At 43.4% G+C, this 17,182-nt stretch carries 17 protein-coding genes; 10 read left to right on the top strand and 7 right to left on the bottom strand.

The window, feature by feature from the left end; genetic code table 11:
* The first annotated feature begins 57 nt into the window (after positions 1 to 57).
* The 4 genes from MS_RS06445 to MS_RS06430 all read left to right on the top strand — a co-directional run bounded on the left by MS_RS06445 (position 58) and on the right by MS_RS06430 (position 4,558).
* Positions 58 to 837 carry an SDR family oxidoreductase gene (locus MS_RS06445; RefSeq protein WP_011200586.1) on the top strand — a complete coding sequence of 260 codons (780 nt, stop codon included), beginning with the start codon at positions 58 to 60 and terminating at the stop codon, positions 835 to 837.
* A gap of 90 nt (positions 838 to 927) precedes the next feature.
* Entirely contained in the window at positions 928 to 2,526 is a 1,599-nt protein-coding gene (locus MS_RS06440; RefSeq protein WP_011200585.1) for a xylulokinase, read from the top strand.
* A 214-nt stretch (positions 2,527 to 2,740) separates the two neighbouring features.
* Complete coding sequence (locus tag MS_RS06435; protein ID WP_011200583.1) at positions 2,741 to 4,096, top strand: MFS transporter; 1,356 nt, start codon at positions 2,741 to 2,743, stop codon at positions 4,094 to 4,096.
* A 9-nt stretch (positions 4,097 to 4,105) separates the two neighbouring features.
* Entirely contained in the window at positions 4,106 to 4,558 is a 453-nt protein-coding gene (locus MS_RS06430) for a PTS sugar transporter subunit IIA (protein ID WP_011200582.1), read from the top strand.
* A 58-nt stretch (positions 4,559 to 4,616) separates the two neighbouring features.
* Here the strand turns inward: MS_RS06430 and MS_RS06425 are convergent, their stop codons facing one another.
* From MS_RS06425 to MS_RS06410, 4 genes are all read right to left on the bottom strand, one after another.
* A complete protein-coding gene (locus tag MS_RS06425; protein WP_041639823.1) occupies positions 4,617 to 5,804 on the bottom strand; it encodes a multidrug effflux MFS transporter in 1,188 nt (395 codons plus the stop codon).
* Positions 5,805 to 6,074: 270 nt separating this feature from the next.
* Complete coding sequence (locus MS_RS06420; protein WP_041639821.1) at positions 6,075 to 6,905, bottom strand: SDR family oxidoreductase; 831 nt, start codon at positions 6,903 to 6,905, stop codon at positions 6,075 to 6,077.
* 4 nt (positions 6,906 to 6,909) lie between these two features.
* On the bottom strand, positions 6,910 to 7,491 hold the full coding sequence (locus MS_RS06415; RefSeq protein ID WP_011200579.1) for an NAD(P)H-binding protein: 582 nt from the start codon (positions 7,489 to 7,491) through the stop codon (positions 6,910 to 6,912).
* 246 nt (positions 7,492 to 7,737) lie between these two features.
* Positions 7,738 to 8,265, bottom strand: a complete 528-nt coding sequence (locus MS_RS06410; protein ID WP_011200578.1) for a polyketide cyclase — start codon at positions 8,263 to 8,265, stop codon at positions 7,738 to 7,740.
* A gap of 137 nt (positions 8,266 to 8,402) precedes the next feature.
* Between MS_RS06410 and MS_RS06405 the strand changes: the two genes are divergently transcribed.
* The 3 genes from MS_RS06405 to MS_RS06395 all read left to right on the top strand — a co-directional run bounded on the left by MS_RS06405 (position 8,403) and on the right by MS_RS06395 (position 11,259).
* Entirely contained in the window at positions 8,403 to 9,296 is an 894-nt protein-coding gene (locus MS_RS06405; protein ID WP_011200577.1) for a LysR family transcriptional regulator, read from the top strand.
* Between the two features lie 136 nt (positions 9,297 to 9,432).
* Positions 9,433 to 10,005, top strand: a complete 573-nt coding sequence (locus MS_RS06400) for a GNAT family N-acetyltransferase (RefSeq protein WP_041639819.1) — start codon at positions 9,433 to 9,435, stop codon at positions 10,003 to 10,005.
* 261 nt (positions 10,006 to 10,266) lie between these two features.
* Positions 10,267 to 11,259: an IS110 family transposase gene (locus tag MS_RS06395; RefSeq protein ID WP_011200575.1), complete on the top strand. Its 993-nt coding sequence runs from the start codon at positions 10,267 to 10,269 to the stop codon at positions 11,257 to 11,259.
* Positions 11,260 to 11,489: 230 nt separating this feature from the next.
* Here MS_RS06395 and MS_RS06390 read toward each other — a convergent pair whose 3' ends face one another.
* Complete coding sequence (locus tag MS_RS06390) at positions 11,490 to 12,332, bottom strand: helix-turn-helix domain-containing protein (RefSeq protein ID WP_011200574.1); 843 nt, start codon at positions 12,330 to 12,332, stop codon at positions 11,490 to 11,492.
* 88 nt (positions 12,333 to 12,420) lie between these two features.
* Here MS_RS06390 and MS_RS06385 point away from each other — a divergent pair, with 88 nt between their 5' ends.
* Both MS_RS06385 and MS_RS06380 read left to right on the top strand, forming a co-directional pair.
* Positions 12,421 to 12,846 (top strand): nuclear transport factor 2 family protein, encoded by a 426-nt coding sequence (locus MS_RS06385; RefSeq protein WP_011200573.1) that lies wholly within the window; start codon positions 12,421 to 12,423, stop codon positions 12,844 to 12,846.
* Between the two features lie 56 nt (positions 12,847 to 12,902).
* Positions 12,903 to 14,225, top strand: coding sequence for a replication-associated recombination protein A (locus MS_RS06380; protein WP_041639814.1), 1,323 nt, complete (start codon positions 12,903 to 12,905; stop codon positions 14,223 to 14,225).
* 188 nt (positions 14,226 to 14,413) lie between these two features.
* On the opposite strand, the gene MS_RS06375 is transcribed toward MS_RS06380, so the two are convergent.
* Both MS_RS06375 and MS_RS06370 read right to left on the bottom strand, forming a co-directional pair.
* Positions 14,414 to 15,514, bottom strand: a complete 1,101-nt coding sequence (locus MS_RS06375) for an alpha/beta hydrolase (RefSeq protein ID WP_011200571.1) — start codon at positions 15,512 to 15,514, stop codon at positions 14,414 to 14,416.
* 10 nt (positions 15,515 to 15,524) lie between these two features.
* On the bottom strand, positions 15,525 to 15,977 hold the full coding sequence (locus MS_RS06370; RefSeq protein ID WP_041639813.1) for a nuclear transport factor 2 family protein: 453 nt from the start codon (positions 15,975 to 15,977) through the stop codon (positions 15,525 to 15,527).
* 248 nt (positions 15,978 to 16,225) lie between these two features.
* Between MS_RS06370 and MS_RS06365 the strand changes: the two genes are divergently transcribed.
* On the top strand, positions 16,226 to 17,122 hold the full coding sequence (locus MS_RS06365; protein WP_011200569.1) for a LysR family transcriptional regulator: 897 nt from the start codon (positions 16,226 to 16,228) through the stop codon (positions 17,120 to 17,122).
* Positions 17,123 to 17,182: the final 60 nt, after the last annotated feature.

Genomic DNA, 17,182 nt, shown 5'->3' with positions numbered 1-17,182 from the left:
ACTTTAATAAAGTTGGTTTAATTAATTTATGTTATCAACCTTTTCAAGGAGTTCGTTATGAGCATTTTAGAAAAAATGAAATTGACCGGTAAAACCGCATTTGTTACCGGCGGTGCACGCGGTATCGGAAAAAGTGTCGCTATTGCCTTTGCACAAGCGGGAGCCAATGTTGTAATTGCAGATTTCGATATTGCCGAAGCGGAAAAAACCGCCGCTGAAATTGCGAAAGAGGAAGGCGTAAAATCTATCGCGGTACAGACGGATGTTACAGACCAAGCAAGCGTTAACCACTTAATGGATGTGATTAAACAACAATTCGGCAAACTGGATATTGCTTTCTGTAATGCCGGTATTTGTATTAACGTACCCGCGGAAGAAATGAGCTATGAACAATGGTTGAAAGTCATTAACGTCAACCTGAACGGTGTTTTTCTGACTGCACAGGCGGCCGGCAAACTGATGATAGAACAGGGAACCGGCGGTTCGATTATCAATACCGCATCCATGTCCGCCCATATCGTCAATGTGCCTCAACCGCAGTGCGCTTATAACGCATCCAAGGCGGGCGTGATCCAATTAACCAAATCGCTGGCGATTGAATGGGCAAAACACAATATCCGCGTAAACAGCCTTAGCCCGGGTTATATCGGCACCGAACTCACGCTCAATTCTAAAGATCTGCAACCGCTGATTAAAGAATGGAATGCCATGGCGCCGCTACATCGTTTGGGTAAACCGGAAGAGCTGCAATCCATCTGTGTCTATCTTGCCGGCGACACAAGTTCCTTCACGACAGGGGCCGATTTTATCGTGGACGGTGCCTTTACCTGTTTCTAATTCTCCTGAATACCCGTTATCGGGCGGGTATTCCCGTTTTAAGGCACAGTCATTGAGTAGCTGTGTCCCCAATAATATAGGGAGAAATTTATGCATACCAATGTAAAAAAACTAATTGAAAGCGGACAAGCCTGTCTAGGTATTGAATTAGGCTCGACCCGAATCAAATCGGTACTCATCGACACAAGCGGAAATATTTTGGCTAAAGGCGGCTTTGAATGGGAAAACCATTTTGTCGACGGTATTTGGACCTATCCGCTGGATGAAGTATGGGCGGGGATCGCACAAAGTTATCGGGATCTCTGTCAAGACGTACAAGCTAAATATGCGGTAAAACTCAACCGTCTTGCCGCAATGGGAGTGAGTGCCATGATGCACGGTTATCTGCCCTTTGATGCACAGGATAACCAGCTCGCCGAATTTCGCACCTGGCGTAATAACACCACTGCAACCGCAGCCGATCAATTAACCGAATTACTGCAATACAACATTCCGCAACGCTGGAGTGTCGCCCATCTTTACCAGGCGGTTTTAAATCAAGAACCTCATACAAAGGAAGTGGCATATATCACCACCCTGGCAGGTTACGTACACTGGCAGTTAACCGGACAAAAAGTATTGGGTATCGGTGATGCCTCCGGCATGTTTCCTATTGATTCGACAACCAAAGATTATGATGCCGCAATGGTCGAAACTTTCGATCGACTGATTGCGGATAAAAACCTCAACTGGAAATTAAGCGGTTTATTACCGAAAGTGTTGGTAGCCGGTGAAAATGCCGGTGTGCTGACGGAAAAAGGTGCAAAACTGCTCGATCCAAGCGGCAATTTGCAGGCGGGTTGCGTGCTTTGTCCGCCGGAAGGCGATGCCGGAACGGGCATGATGGCAACGAACAGTATTAAAGTGAAAACCGGTAATGTTTCCGCCGGCACTTCCGCATTTGCCATGGTGGTGTTGGAAAAACCGCTATCTAAAGTCTATCGCGATCTGGATATGGTCACTACACCGGCAGGCGATCCGGTCGCCATGGCTCACTCACAAAACTGTAGCTCGGATCTTAATGCCTGGTTTCAGCTTTTTGGTGAAGTCTTGCGTAGCTTTGATGTGAGTTTCACACAGGATCAACTGTACGGCAAATTATTTGATAAAGCATTGGATGCGGCCCCCGACGCTGGCGGATTGCTATCTTACTGCTTCTATTCGGGAGAACACGGTGTGGATTTAACCACCGGCTGCCCATTATTCCTACATCCCGCCAACGCAGAGTTTTCATTGGCGAACTTTGTTCTCGTCCAGCTTTACACCTCTTTCGGCGCGATGAAGCTTGGAATGGATACCCTGACTCAAAAAGAGCATGTGAAGATTGAAAAAATCTTTGCCCACGGCGGTTTATTCAAGAGTAAAGCGGTCGCACAACATGTATTGGCTGCGGCTTTAAATGTACCTGTTGCCGTGCTGGAAACCGCAAGTGAAGGCGGTGCCTGGGGTATCGCGTTATTGGCCGCTTATACCCGACAGGCGCCGCTTTCTCTGACCGAATATCTGGATCTGGTTGTCTTCGCCGACAGTGCGGACAATGTGGTAGAGCCGGAACCGGCGCGGGTGAAAGGTTATGCAAGTTTTATCCGACGTTATCAAGACGGTTTGTCGATTGAACGGGAAGCGGCGGATTTTGCAAATAAAAAATGACAGACATAGGACGTCACATCTTATGTTCGGTCTATTGCATGTATTTTCCGTCACTATGAGGTAGTGATGAAAAATAAACTATCCGAATAAAGTATGCGAAAAATTCGAAAATTTTGACCGCACTTTTCATGATTATTGCATTGGTTTTAACACGGAAAATTCATTTCCGCCCGTTACAAAACCATGAATAATATCCTTCGATTAAGGAGTTTCTATGAAACAACAAAATGTATGGCTCAAACGGATCGGTTACGGATTCGGTGATTTCGGTTGTAACCTGGTTTTCAGCACAATGGCGTCCTATTTGATGTTCTTTTATACGGACGTATTCGGTATCGAAGCCGCCGTGGTAGGGACCATGATGTTATCCACCCGTCTCCTGGATGCGGTTACCGATGTGTTAATGGGGCTGGTGGTAGACCGTACTAACACCCGCTGGGGTTCCGGTCGACCGTATTTCGTTATCGGCGCGATTCCGTTTGCGATTTTTACAACATTAACTTTCTATGTTCCGGATTTCGGTACGGCAGGTAAAATTATTTGGGCGTATTGTACCTACATTATGCTTTCTCTTGCTTATACTGTGGTGAATATCCCGCTCAATACCATTGTGCCGCGTTTGACTTCCGATATTAACGAACGAAATATTTTAGTTGCCAGCCGTATGATCTGCGCATTGCTGGGAACCACCGTAGTAATGGGTATTACCCAGCCGTTGGTGGATTTTTTCGGTCAGGGGGATTATAAACAGGGCTATTTCATTACCATGACCTTATACGGTATTCTGGCGATGCTGATCTTTTTCTTTACCTTCACCCAAACCGAAGAAGTGGTGCCGCCGACAGTGGTACGTACCGAAAACTCCTCGGTGCTGGATGACTTTAAAGGATTAACCTCCCAAACCTGGATTCTGGTGTTAGTCAATTTCTTCTATTTCGGTTTGTTTGTGGTGCGTAATACCTCCGTTATTTACTACTTCACCTATAATCTTAACAGTACAAGCTGGCTGACGTTCGTCGGGTTCTTCGGTATTTTATCGGGGTTGCCGATTTTACTTCTGCTGCCTCGGTTACAGAAAATATTTCCTCAACGTACATTGATTATCGCTTGCTGTCTGCTTTATATAATCGGTGATGCCATCGCCTATATCGGTAAAGACTCATTGACATTACAACTTGTCAGCCTGGCGGTAACGGGTCTTGGTATGTACGGCATTTTCGGCGTGACCTTTGCGATTCAACCGGATGTAATCGACTACTCCGAATATGAGAAAAACCGCAGCATTCCGGGCATGATTGCTTCTATGCAGGGCTTCTTCGTCAAATTCGGTATGGGTGTCGCCGGTCTTTCAATCGGCTGGATATTAGAAGGCGGCGGTTATCAACCGAACGTTGTGCAAACAGAATCAGCCCTGTTTAGTATCGAAGTTTGTTATATCTGGATCCCGGTTATTATTTGTTTGAGTATCATTGCCTTAATGTATTTCTACAAATTGGACGGACTACGCAGTGAAATGACACGCGTACTGGATTTACGCAGAAAACAAATGGAATATGCCCATCAACATTAGGAGAAGATTATGTCAGATAAAAACTTTATTATGCCGATGTCGGGAGAACTTCTTTCACTGGAACAGGTTCCTGACTCAAACTTTTCACAAAAACTGCTTGGCGACGGCTTTGCCGTTCGTCTGAGCGGCGAAGTGGTCGTCAGCCCGTTTTCCGGCGTCGTTATCGCCGCATTTCCGACGGGGCATGCATTTATTATTCGCCGAGAAGACGGTTTGGAAGTTTTAATTCATATCGGATTGAATTCGGCCGGAAAAGCGGATGCTTTTCGTATGCAAATAAATAAATATGACGAAGTTAAACAGGGCGATGTCTTGGTTTATGTAGATACGAACAAATTGTCCGATCAGCAAGAAGATCTTATTTCGCCGATTGTTTTTGCGAATCCTGATATTAAGATTTCTCTACATAAACTTAACCAAGCTGTTATGGTCGGTGACGATTCCGCTGTTACATTAGACTAAGTTGCAATAAACTAAGCGGTCGGTACTTACAAAATTCTGTAAAAATCGACCGCACTTTTCAGGCGGATCTTGGTCGTTGCCCCCACCCAATTACCGCACAGAGCCCCACAAATAAGGCAATAATCCAAGCCATGGTGTGCGGCGTACCGTCGGAAAAGTAAGCTAACAACAGTGAGGAAAGGATACCGCTGCCGTATTGCAGTGAACCGAGTAGTGCAGCGGCGGAGCCGGCAATTTCCGGTTGCACGCTGTCCAGTGCCATGGCGTTGGTACAGGCAGCGATAATCCCGTTCATACTGAACATAATAAATATCGGTACGGCAACACTCAGAATCCCTGCAATTCCGTCTAGGTCCATAAACACCAAAACCACTAAAATTAAGACAGCACATAACGCAATCATAGTGGAAACGCGCAGCAATGATTCTAACGGATAATGGCGCACCAATCGGCGATTTACCGCACTCAGCAACGCAACCCCCACAATATTCACGCCGAACAGAAAACCGTAGTATTGCGGATCGACTTTAAAATAATCGATATAAACAAAGGGTGAACCGGTGATAAAGGCGTAAGCGGCGACATAGAAAAATGTCACGCACAGGGTATAGCGCATAAAAGCGCGGTTTTTCAACAGTATCCGATAGTTACCAAAAGCCGACCAAAAGGAACCCGCGGCGCGTTTTGCCGGCGGTAAGGTTTCGGGCAGTTTGATGATTGAGAGGAAAAGTAAGATGCCGATAACCACCAACAGCCAGAAAATTGCCTGCCAAGAACTGATTTTCAATAACAGACCACCGAGCAACGGACCGATAATCGGCGCCGCCGCCATAATGATAGTCAGTGTGGAAAGCATTTGCGCCGCTTGCGAACGATCGTATAAATCACGGATCATCGCACGGGAAAGCATCGGACCCACACAGGCGCCGACGGCTTGAAACACTCGCCAGAATACGATTTCCGCCATGCTTTGAGATAATGCACAGCCGACGGAACCGACGGCAAACAACGCCATACCGATAAACAGCGGGATTTTTCGCCCGATACGGTCGCTGATTGGTCCCCAGATTAACTGCGCAATGGCGAAACCGATTAAGAATCCGGTAATGGTAAGCTCCGTATTGCCCTGTAGCTCTTTCGCCATCGTCGGCATGGCGGGCAGATAAATATCCGTAGAAAGGGAAGTGCATGCCATCAACGCGCCGAGAATAAGTAAAAGCGTCAGATTGGGTCTTGAAGAAGTCATCAATTTGCCTTATCCGTTATTGTTTAAACATACCGAACGGTGATTCTGACGGGGTATTCCAACTAAAAGTGCGGTCAGTTTTTGCATAGTTTTTTCCTCGTATCAACATATAAAATAGAATTATGAGAAAGATTATTGAGATTGTTAACAAAGTCTTTCGTAGGGACAGGTTTTATACCTGTCCCCTGACAATTTTGGACAGACATAAACCCTGTCCATACGAATTTTAAATAAATTCTGAGGTTTATCCGCAGTTCGTAATCTTTTAGATTACGCCGGTTTTAACTCGCCATATTTATATGAAGCGGTAACGCCGCCGTCAATTAAAATATCGCTGCCGCTGATGTAACTTGAATTGAATAAGAATTCCGCCAAGGCACCGATTTCATCAGGCGTACCGCCACGTCCGGCGGGGGATTTTGCCAGCATATTGCGGTAGAACTCACCGCGTTCGCTACTGGTTAATTCATCATAGGCAAGTGGAGTATAAATAATGCCTGCGCTGATACAGTTAATTCTAGCCCCGCGTTTGCCCCATTTAACCGCTTCCGCCTGAACCCGCAACGCATTGCCTCGTTTGGAAATTTGGTAAGCGCGCAGGCTGTCATTAATTTCTTGGACAAGCGGCAATTCGAGTAGTTTTTCCGGCTCAAGGGTGGCAAGTTCGTCCGCTTGTGCTTGGCTGATTTCATCAATGGCTAAACGATGGCTGGATTGCGAGCCGATAACCACCGCAGAACCGCCTGCGGCGATGACTTTACCGAATTCTTCAAACACTACTGCCGTACCGTAAAGATCCACTTTTAAAATTGCCTCGGGGCTGGCTTGTGACGGCGAAAGCCCTGCGGTGTGAATAACACCTTTTACCGCGCCTAAATCAACGGCGGTTTGCACCAATGCTTGTACGGATGCGCGAGAACTGACATCAACCACCGTGGTGCTGACCTCAAAACCCGCCTCACGCAAGGTTTTTGCAGCCGCTTCCGCGTTTTCTAATTTAATATCGGCAAGTAAAACCTGTTTGCCGATACTGACTCGGCGTGCAATAGCTTGTGCGATTGAACCGCTACCGATGGCGACAATAACTTCTTTTTGTTTCATTTTCTTACTCCTTTGCAATTCCCACACTTTGCTTAATTTCTAGCTCTGGGTGCTGTACTAACTTCAATACAAAATCCGCAATACTTTTACGCGAAACGGAATGTCCTTTAAAATTTTCGCCTTTATGCGTTAGTTGATAGTCAATTTCCTGACCATTGGTAAACCAACCCGGGCGCAAAATGGTGTAATCCAGCCCCGATTGTTCGATGATTTGTGCAGAACGGCGGTAAGGATCAAGAATTGCCCCGTGATCTTCACCGGTTTCCCCATAAATCCCCATTGAACTGACCCAAATTAAGCGTTTAACCTGTGCGCTTTTCATTGCGGTTACCAGATTTTTCGCCATCGGCTCAAGATTTCCCGCCAAGCCTGCATAGACCATATCTTTGCCCTTTAATGCTTCGCTAAGTTGCTCAATATTCATCATATCCCCTTGCACAATTTGCACACGTTCGCTTTTAAATTGTGCTAATCGGCTGGGATTACGTGCAAATAGGGTTAAGTTATCATCGGTTTCAGCTAATAAAGTCGGGATAATTTGCGCAGCAAGGCTGCCGGTTGCGCCTAAGATTAAGATGTTTTGCATAGTATGTTTCCTATTGTGCTTTGAAAGTGACGTTATTATAGGACTGATATTTTTATGGATAAATGGGGTTTTGTTTCTAGAAGTTATGAGTTTTATTCATTAATAAAAAATGGATAAAGAGATAAAATCTTGCAAAACAAAAAAGTCATCTGAGTTTTCCCAAATGACTTTTATCTCTTAAAGTAACTTGCAAAATATTTGTGAAATCAGACCGCTTGTAAGCGTTAAAACTTCATTCCTCGCAATTTAGTAACTCGTCTTATTCTTCGCACTATTTGCCAGACCGACTAACCAAGCCTGATGTCCGTTGATCATTGGGTTAGGCAAGGTTTGAGCAAGCTGTTGCGGTAATTTACCGATTTGGCTTTCTTCCGTCAGAATGCGTACACGATTATTCGGCAAGTTTTCAATTAACCAAGCGTGATACACATCGCTAAATTCATCACCTTCCCCAAAAGTGCCAGACCACGCTAAACGAGCTAGGTTGCCGTCATTGCTTAACTCAAATTCTTCTACTTTGGATGAAACGTGGAAACCAAAAGTATCGAACACAAATGTGGCGTTTGCGGCAAGTTTGGTTTGGCTACCGTCACCAACTACAATATTTTCCGCATTGTTGTAGTAGGTTGGCCACGCTTTGGTGTCAATTAAATATTCCCAAACGTCTAAAACGCTAAGATCTTTGATGATCACTTCATTTGAGGCGTAGTTATCGGTTTCCCCTGGAGTATATTTTTCAGGCCAAATAATTGCAGGTTGTGAGTAAGTTGTCATAGTTAAATTCCTTCATTTAAAGTTGAAATAAAATGCGTTCTTAACGCTACGGGAAGCATTATAGAAATGTTCAGTTATATTGACTAATTGTTTAAATAAATATTTAATATCAGCAAAACTAATATCTGAAAACAGCTATGCGAGAATTACGAAACTTAGATTTAAATCTACTGAAAGCCTTTGATGTATTAATGGATGAGAAAAGTGTGAGCAAAGCGGCACAACGCTTATCGGTTACACAGCCCGCAATGAGCGGTATTCTACAACGTCTGCGAGATAGCTTTAATGATCCGCTGTTTGTGCGAGTACAGCGTGGCATTGTCCCGACCAACCGTGCATTAGAACTTCGCCAGCCGATTAAACAACTGCTGCAAAGTGCTGAACAGCTATTGCAACCTAAAATCTTTGATCCGCAAACCGCAGAACTTACCCTAACCATTGCTTGTACGGACTATGCACTACGGGCGGTGATTTCGCCGTTTTTAGCGGTGTTAAAACAGCGTGCGCCCAAAATTAAAGTGGCGATTTTGGCGATCAATGAGCAGAATTTACAATCTCAATTGGAGCAAGGTGTTGTGGACTTTGGCTTAGTTACCCCTGATTTCTCAGCCCCTGATATTCATTCAAAAGATCTCTATCAAGAGCAATATGTCTGTGCGCTAAGAAAGGATCACCCTGTGGCTCAACAGGGTAGTATCAGCTTGGAACAGTTTTGCCGGCTTGAGCAAGCATTAGTCTCTTATCAAGGGGGAAGTTTTAGTGGGGCAACGGATAAAGCTTTAGCAAAATTGGGGCTGACGAGGAATGTTACGGTGTCCGTCCAAAATTTTATTGTCATGCCGGAGTTTCTCGCCAATAGCGATTTATTAGCGGTTGTGCCTAAGCGGTTAGTGGAAAATCTCGCCAATATTCATTATTTTGAACCGCCGTTACAAATAGACGGATTTACTAAAACGCTCGTTTGGCACGAGCGCACGCACCGAGATCCTGCGTATCGTTGGTTAAGAGAGCTAATGGCTGAAGTTTGTTAAAAAATAAATAAAAATTATTCAACTTGTGGGATGCAGATCAAAAGGTTATTAACTTTTAAAGGTGCGGTGCAAAAAATAGAAATTATCTGACCGCTTGCGATATAATTCATCCTTTCAAATTACACTAAGCAGACAAATGAACAAACCAAACATTACCATTCAACCTATTCAAGCAAGCCACTACGCCGATTATGTTGCCTTAATCGGTAAGCAACTCGGCGAGGGCTATTTTAAACAGGCGGATTTTGAAGCGTTAGCCAATAACCCACAGGCAATCTGCTTTGAGGCGGTCGATGAGCAAAATCAAGTGGTGGGGGTGATTACATCGGTCACGTTAGATAGAGAAAGCGCGTTAGCTTTGTTAAAAATCCAAGCGCAAAATACCCCCGATTATGTTTTGCAAAGCGATAGAATCGGGATTTTCAAAACCATTGCAATTGATGAAAACAGAAAAGGCTGTGGAATTGGTTCGGCATTAGTGCGTAAATTGCTAGAGAGTTTTAAGCAGGCAGGGCTGAATAGCATTGCTTGTGTGGCGTGGCAATATGGCGAAACGGAAAATATCCGAGGTATTATGCAAGCCTTTGATTTTACTTGCTATGAGAAAATTGCGAACTATTGGCTAGATGATCCTGAGCCATTTATCTGCCCAGCCTGTGGCGAACCGCCTTGTCGTTGTCAGGCGAATATCTATTTTAGACAGATTTAGGTTGGTTGAGAAAAGACTTGTAGGGACAAGGTTTATCCTTGTCCATAGCATATTGAATTATAAAGGACGGGGATAAACCCCGTCCCTTGTATCTCAATACCCAATAAAATAGTAATATCAGGGTAAGACATTGTCCTGTCCCTAAGTGCTTAGACACTGTGTCGTAGATTAACTTATCCTGATTTTCATATTGTAATCTGAACAAGGTATCATAGTGCAATCACAGGTTGGTTAGACACTGCATTCACAAGGATAGACACAATGAGCGTTTTACATTTTATCGGTATTGATGTTGCTAAAAAGAAATTTGACGTGGCTTATTTAAAAGATAAAGAACGCCAAATGGTTAAAACCAAAGTATTGGACAATAAGCCTGCTGGCTTTAACCAACTACTTGATTGGATTAAGAAAAATGTCAGCAATGACTTTTCTACAATCCATATTACTCTCGAACCCACTGGTGTGTATCACGAAGCTTTAGCTTACTTCTTACACGATAATGGTTTCGTTGTGAATTTAATCAATCCTGCTCGTTTGCCCAAATTCGCCGAATATAAAGGCTTTGTGCATAAAAACGACCGTGGTGATTGCAAATTATTAGCTCTACTTGGTGCGGAAAACCCACACGAGTATTGGCAACCTGAGCCGTTGAGTATTCGCCAATTAAAAGCGAAACTCTCTCGTTTAGAAGCGTTAAAAAGCGATTTACTACGAGAAAACAACCGCTTAGAACAAGCGGAATCAGGTAACTTACCTGATGAAGTTTTGCAGTCCATTCATCATATTCGCAAGGCATTGCAGGACTCAATTAAAGCCTTATCTCAAGATATTGATGACCATATCAATGGTAATCCTGAGCTTAAGAAAGACAAGGCTTTACTGAAAAGCATACCTGGCGTAGGCGATGTGATTACTAAACAAATGCTCGTGGTTTACCACAGCAAACACTTCCAAAAAGCCGCTGATATGGCAGCTTTTTTAGGACTTATTCCCAAAGAACGTACATCAGGGACAATGAAAGGCAAAATTATGCTGAGTAAACGGGGCTCGCCACAAATTCGAGCATTACTCTTTTTGCCAGCCGTTGCAGCTAAAAGCTATAACCCTGATATTAAAGCGCATTACGAGCGATTACTTGCTAAGGGTAAAACCAAAATGCAAGCTATTGGTGCGGCAATGCGTCGTTTAGTACATATCTGCTTTGGGGTGTTAAAGAACAAATCTGTTTATCAACCACAAACTATTTTAGCTTAATGCAAAAACAATTTGACTTTGGGGTTGAGAGACAGTATCTACAGATCTTAAATAAATTTTTATGTTTGTCAGCAGTCTGATTATTGCCTTTTGCAAGTGATGCAGTCAGATAAATTGCAAAATTTTGCTTAAAACTCACCACTTGCAGTTATTTAAAAAGCCTTGGGTATAAATATCCTAGGCTATGTATAGAGTATTCTTTATGGAATTAATCTTTTGAAAATTTCCATTTACCCCAATTCTCTGAATTTTTGGGGTGTTATGCCGGCTTCTCGTTTAAAGAATTTCACAAAATGGGTGGCTTCATTGAAGCCTAATTGCAGACTGATACTTGCGATGCTTTGATTGCTTTGTACGAGTAGGCGTTTAGCTTCAAGCAGCAGGCGATTGTTGATCACTGTTTTCGCTGGCTGTTGAGTGATTTCTAAGCATGCCCGACTGAGTGTTTTTTCACTACATGCCAACGCAGTGGCATATTGGTGTACGTGATGCCATTCGTGAAAATAGCTTTCTAACAAGCTTTGGAAGCTATCAAAACGACTACGCAAGCGTGGAGAATAAAGTATAGTTTGATTGGGAGTAAGGCTAATCAATCTCCATAAAAAAGCATAAAACTGATGATGAATCAGTTGCTTATGTACAATACTGTAAGGCTTTTCGCTATCTTGTTTAAGCTGCTTTAAGCTCTGTTCTACGTTTTCCAGTTCATTTTCACTTAGCCATAATGTATTGATCTGATAGTCAAATTCAGATAGTAACGGTTTGTTTTTAATCATCAGTACCCAACCGTCCCAATGCTTATCATTGCCAAAACTACAGGCTTGCCCTTGTTTGATCCAAAGTACCGAACCTTGCATACAAGCCACAGGCTCAAAATCCTGCCACAGCGTACCACTGCCTTGGGTTACCACAATAATCATATCGCATTGATAGAGATAATTTTTCTCCATCACTACTTCCGCCGAACGTGCACGTAGGCTTGCCACGGTAAAAAGTTCAATGCCGTAAGGGTGATGTTTGTGCGGTTGGTAATGCAGTTCGCTGATAGATTGATTTTGTCTGATATTTGCCATAATTATGGGGTTTTATTGCCTTTTTAACGCTATTTTATTCTTTATAATATCACTCACTGAATCAGTGTTTCAAGTAAAGGAATAAAAAATGAACAGCGAGCAAACTCAATTAGTCGAACATATTATCAGTCTTGAAAAGCAAGCGTTGGATAAATGGTTTAAGGGTGACACATCGGGCTATCGTGAATTGTGGTCAAAGCAGAATTTTAGCTATTTCGATATTGTTCACCCTGAAAGAATCGACAGCTATGACAATATTTCGGCATTTTTAGACAGCATTGAAGGCAAGTTATTTGCCGACAGTTATGAATTCAAAATGCCGCGAGTGCAACTTAGCCAAGATATGGCAATTTTAACTTATCAAATCTTTGCAAAAACAAATCTGATCGATATGCGTTACAACTGTATTGAAGTGTTCCAAAAAGAAGGGGATGAGTGGAAAGTGGTGCATTCGACTTGGTCGGCGATCCGTCCGATGGACTGGGATTTTAGTACGATGAAAGCGGCAATTTAACCTTAAGTGCGGTCAAAATACTTTAATTTTTGACCGCACTTTTACGATGGAAATCTATGAAGCAAACTTCTCTTTTTTCGCAAAATAATACACAAAATCAACCGCTTGCGAGCCGATTGCGCCCAACTTCACTAGATGAATTTGTTGGACAGAAACATTTGCTTGAGCCGGGCAAAGTGCTACAACAGATGATCGTTCAAGATGAGCTTTCATCAATGATTTTCTGGGGACCGTCAGGTGTGGGCAAAACCACCTTGGCACAGATTATCGCGCATCAAACTAATGCAAAATTTATTACTTTCAGTGCAGTGGTTAGTGGCATTAAAGACATCAAAAAAATTATGGAAGAAGCGGAAACCGATCGTGAAATGGGCGAGAAAACGATTGTGTTTATCGATGAAATTCACCGTTTTAATAAGGCACAGCAAGACGCTTTTCTGCCTTATGTGGAAAAAGGCAGTATTATTCTGATTGGTGCAACTACGGAAAATCCGTCCTTTGAAATCAATTCAGCGCTTCTTTCTCGTTGTAAAGTATTTGTGCTAGAAGCTTTAAGCAATAATGATATTGTGCTGTTGCTCAAACAAGCTTTGAACCATCCACAAGCTTTTATACCGTTAGAAGTCAATGCGGATGAAAAGCTGCTTCAAGCCATTGCTGAATTTGCTAATGGTGATGCGCGTATTGCTTTAAATACCCTTGAACTTGCGGTTAAAAATGTTGAAAAACAAGGAAATAGCGTTCATCTTAGTGAAAATTTATTAGCGGATATTCTTAATAATCGCCAAATCGTGTACGACAAAACCGGTGAAGAACATTACAACATCATCTCAGCCTTGCACAAAGCTATGCGCAATAGCGATCCTGATGCAGCAATTTACTGGCTTTCTCGAATGTTGGAAGGTGGTGAAGATCCCGTTTATATTGCACGCCGTTTAATTCGTTTTGCCGGTGAAGATATTGGGCTTGCTGACACTAATGCACTTACGCTTACCACCAATGTGTTCCAAGCCTGTCGCTTTATTGGAATGCCCGAATGTGATGTACATTTGACCGAAGCTGTGGTTTATCTCTCACTTGCCCCGAAATCTAATGCCATTTATCAGGCAAGATGCAAAGTGCGTGAAGATGTAAAAAACACCCGTAATGATCCAGTACCGTTACACTTGCGCAATGCCCCGACTAAGCTGATGAAAAACCTCGGCTATGGTAAAGGCTACAAACTTGCTCACCATTATGAAGATAAGCTAACCACCATGCAAACCATGCCTGATAATCTCCTTGGTAAGCAGTATTATTTCCCAACCGAAGAAGGCAATGAACAGCGATTTAAAGCAAGATTAGCACAAATCAAACAATGGAAAGCAGAGCATAAATAACTTAACCTAGGGTAACTTGTTATTCTAGGTAAAACTAAAATTGGAAACAAACTTCCAAAATCACTAAAAATAAAAGAAATTGGAAATGTACTTCCAATTTTGTTAAAAACTTCTTATTGCAAGCAAAACAAGCTCTAAAACCAAGCGGTCGAATTTCGCAAAAAATTTGCAAAATCCAACCGTTTGTATTACTTATCCAACTCTTTCTGTTTCAACCAATCCGCCATTAAATCGGCTAATTGTTGGTTATTTTTCTCGCCCATTAAGAAGTGAGAGTTTCCTTTAATGCCGATTTCGGGTAAATGGACTAGGGTGGCGTCGCCGCCGTGTTTGTTGATGGTTGCCACAAACTGTTTTGCCATTGCAAGTTCAGTTCCCCATTTGTCTTCGCCGACATTGTCAGATCCAACTTGGATATAATCGCCGTAATACAGCACAATCGGGATTTTGGTCAGCTTCAGAAATTCATTCATCGGTACGCCCATTGCCGCGCCGCTTAACGCTTCAAAGCGGGCTTTGGTGATTTTTGGCATTTCATTTTCCGGGAAGATAAACGGTGTGCCACCCGGTTCCCAAGCGACAATCGCTTTCACGTTATCCGTACGTAATGCGGTACGCCAGCCGATGGTGCCGCCCATAGAGTGAGTAACTAAGATCGCCCCTTTGGTTTGATCGACTAGCTGAGTTAATACATCGGCGTTTAAATCGTTATCCAAGGGTCCGGAACCAATCGTCCAAGCCTGTTGGAACGCTTGATAAGCGGCTTCGCCTGCAGGGAATTGGGCATTAGCGACAGGTTGGTTATGGCTGTCGTAATGTCCCATTCGCGATAAAATCCAGAAGGTTTTATCCGCATACATTGGATTGCTTGCCCAAGGTGTGTCCGGCGTAATCGCTTTGGTGGAAAGATTGGATTTACCGCTGCGAGGCTGATCGACTAAATAGGTGCTGTAGCCTTTACGCAAAAACAGCGTATCAAAGCCTTCACGCCCGTCCACCGTGCTTTCCCAAGTACGGGAAGATTGCGCGCCGCCGTGTTGGAAGACTAACGGATATTTTTTCGCATTAGTCGGGGTTTGATATTTCACATAAGCGAAATCACCGTAAGCCCGTTGTCCTTCAGGGGCGATAAAGTTTTCCTGTTTGAAGGTGCCTTTGTGGGTGACATAGCTGCCGCCCACAGTAAAACTGCCTTGTTTTTCAATCTGTAAGGCTTGCGAGCCGACATTTTGACAACCGGTTAGTATCGCAAGCGAAAGTGCGGTCAAAAATAACGATTTTTTCATCATTGCTCCTAAATTAAGCCGTTACACCAAGTTCACGATTTTCACTAATCATAAAATTTGCAATACGTTTGGCGATTAACCATTTGCCGTCAATTTTGGTATAAGTATCGTTGTAGCGAACGTAGTGGCTTAATAACATTTCCTTGCCGTCTTGTTTGCTGACCAAGGCGACCTGACAATAGTTGATTGCGGTTGCGTTGGTTTCATCTTGGAAAGTCACCGTATGCTGACCGTTTAAGTGGTAAACCGCATGGAATGGCGCAAGGTAGTCGCTAAACACTTGTTCGATCTGCGCACGTCCAGCCATTTCAAATACCAATTCGCCGCCGATATAAGTATTTACGATTGCATCTTCGGTAAATAACGGCATTTGTGCCGCCACGTTTTTTTCATCGGCAAGATTGGAAAAAGTGTCCACTAAATCCTTTAATGCTTGGCGTTCGATAAGTTGTTCGATGTTTGTCATAAGCTGTTCCTTATATTGTTGATTGGCTTTCAATGAGGGCATTATAGGACGTTGAATGTAAGGGATAAATAGGGTTTTGTTTCTAGTGGTTATGAGATTTATTCATTAATAAGCTTGTATATAAAATAACATATAGATAAAATTTATTGATGATTTTTGTAGGGACAGGCTTTATGCCTGTCCTATGATAATTAAGGACAGACATAAAGCCTGTCCCTACGAAAGAGACTGGATTTGCAGGTACTGATATGAAAGAAAACCTTAATGATTTACGCGCCTTTCTTGTCGTGGCGCGTACGGGGAGTTTTACTAAGGCGGGGGCGCAGATGGGCGTGTCGCAATCGGCGTTAAGTCATAGCATTCGCGGCATTGAAGAACGCTTGAATATCAAGCTGTTTCACCGTACCACCCGCAGTATTTCTACTACCGAAGCGGGCGAGCAACTCTATCAGCGCTTATCGCCGTTGTTTGATGATATAGATAATGAGCTTAATGAATTAAGCGAGTTTCGTAATGCGGTGACCGGCACGCTGCGCATTAACGGTAATGAACATGCCTTTTATTATGCGTTGGGGGACAAATTTGTCCGCTTTTCGCAGAAATATCCCGAAGTGAACCTTGAACTGGTGGCGGAAAACCGTTTTATCGATATTGTCGCCGAGCGTTTTGACGCCGGTATCCGCTTAGGTAGTGATGTAGCAAAGGATATGATCGCGGTGCGCTTAACCGATAAATTACCAATGTGCTGTGTGGCAAGCCCCGAATATCTTGCCAACTACGGCACACCGAAAACCCCGTATGATTTAACCGAACATCAATGTCTGTTACATCGTTTATCCAATGGCGGTGTCATGAATTGGGAATTCATCGATCCGAAATCCAAAGGGCGTATTCTGAAAGTGCAACCGCAAGGCACCATCAGCGCCAACGGCGGACGCGTGTTAGAAAATTATGCCCGTAGCGGTTTAGGCATTTTATGGTGTCCGCTTGATATGGTCGAAGAGGATATTCGTTCGGGCAAGCTAATCCGTATTTTGCAACAATGGGATATGGACTACGACGGTTACCATCTTTACTATCCGAACCGCCGCCAGAATTCGCCGTTGTTTAAGGCATTGGTGGAGGAGTTGAGGTTGGTGAAGTAGTAAAAGGGTGAGTTACAAATTTTTGTTAAAACCCACCGCTTGCAACAGCTTATCTTCTCC

This window comes from [Mannheimia] succiniciproducens MBEL55E, assembly GCF_000007745.1.
GTDB lineage: Bacteria > Pseudomonadota > Gammaproteobacteria > Enterobacterales > Pasteurellaceae > Basfia > Basfia succiniciproducens.
Note: the sequence above shows the minus strand (reverse complement) of the source record. Positions and strands in the feature narration are given on the sequence as shown.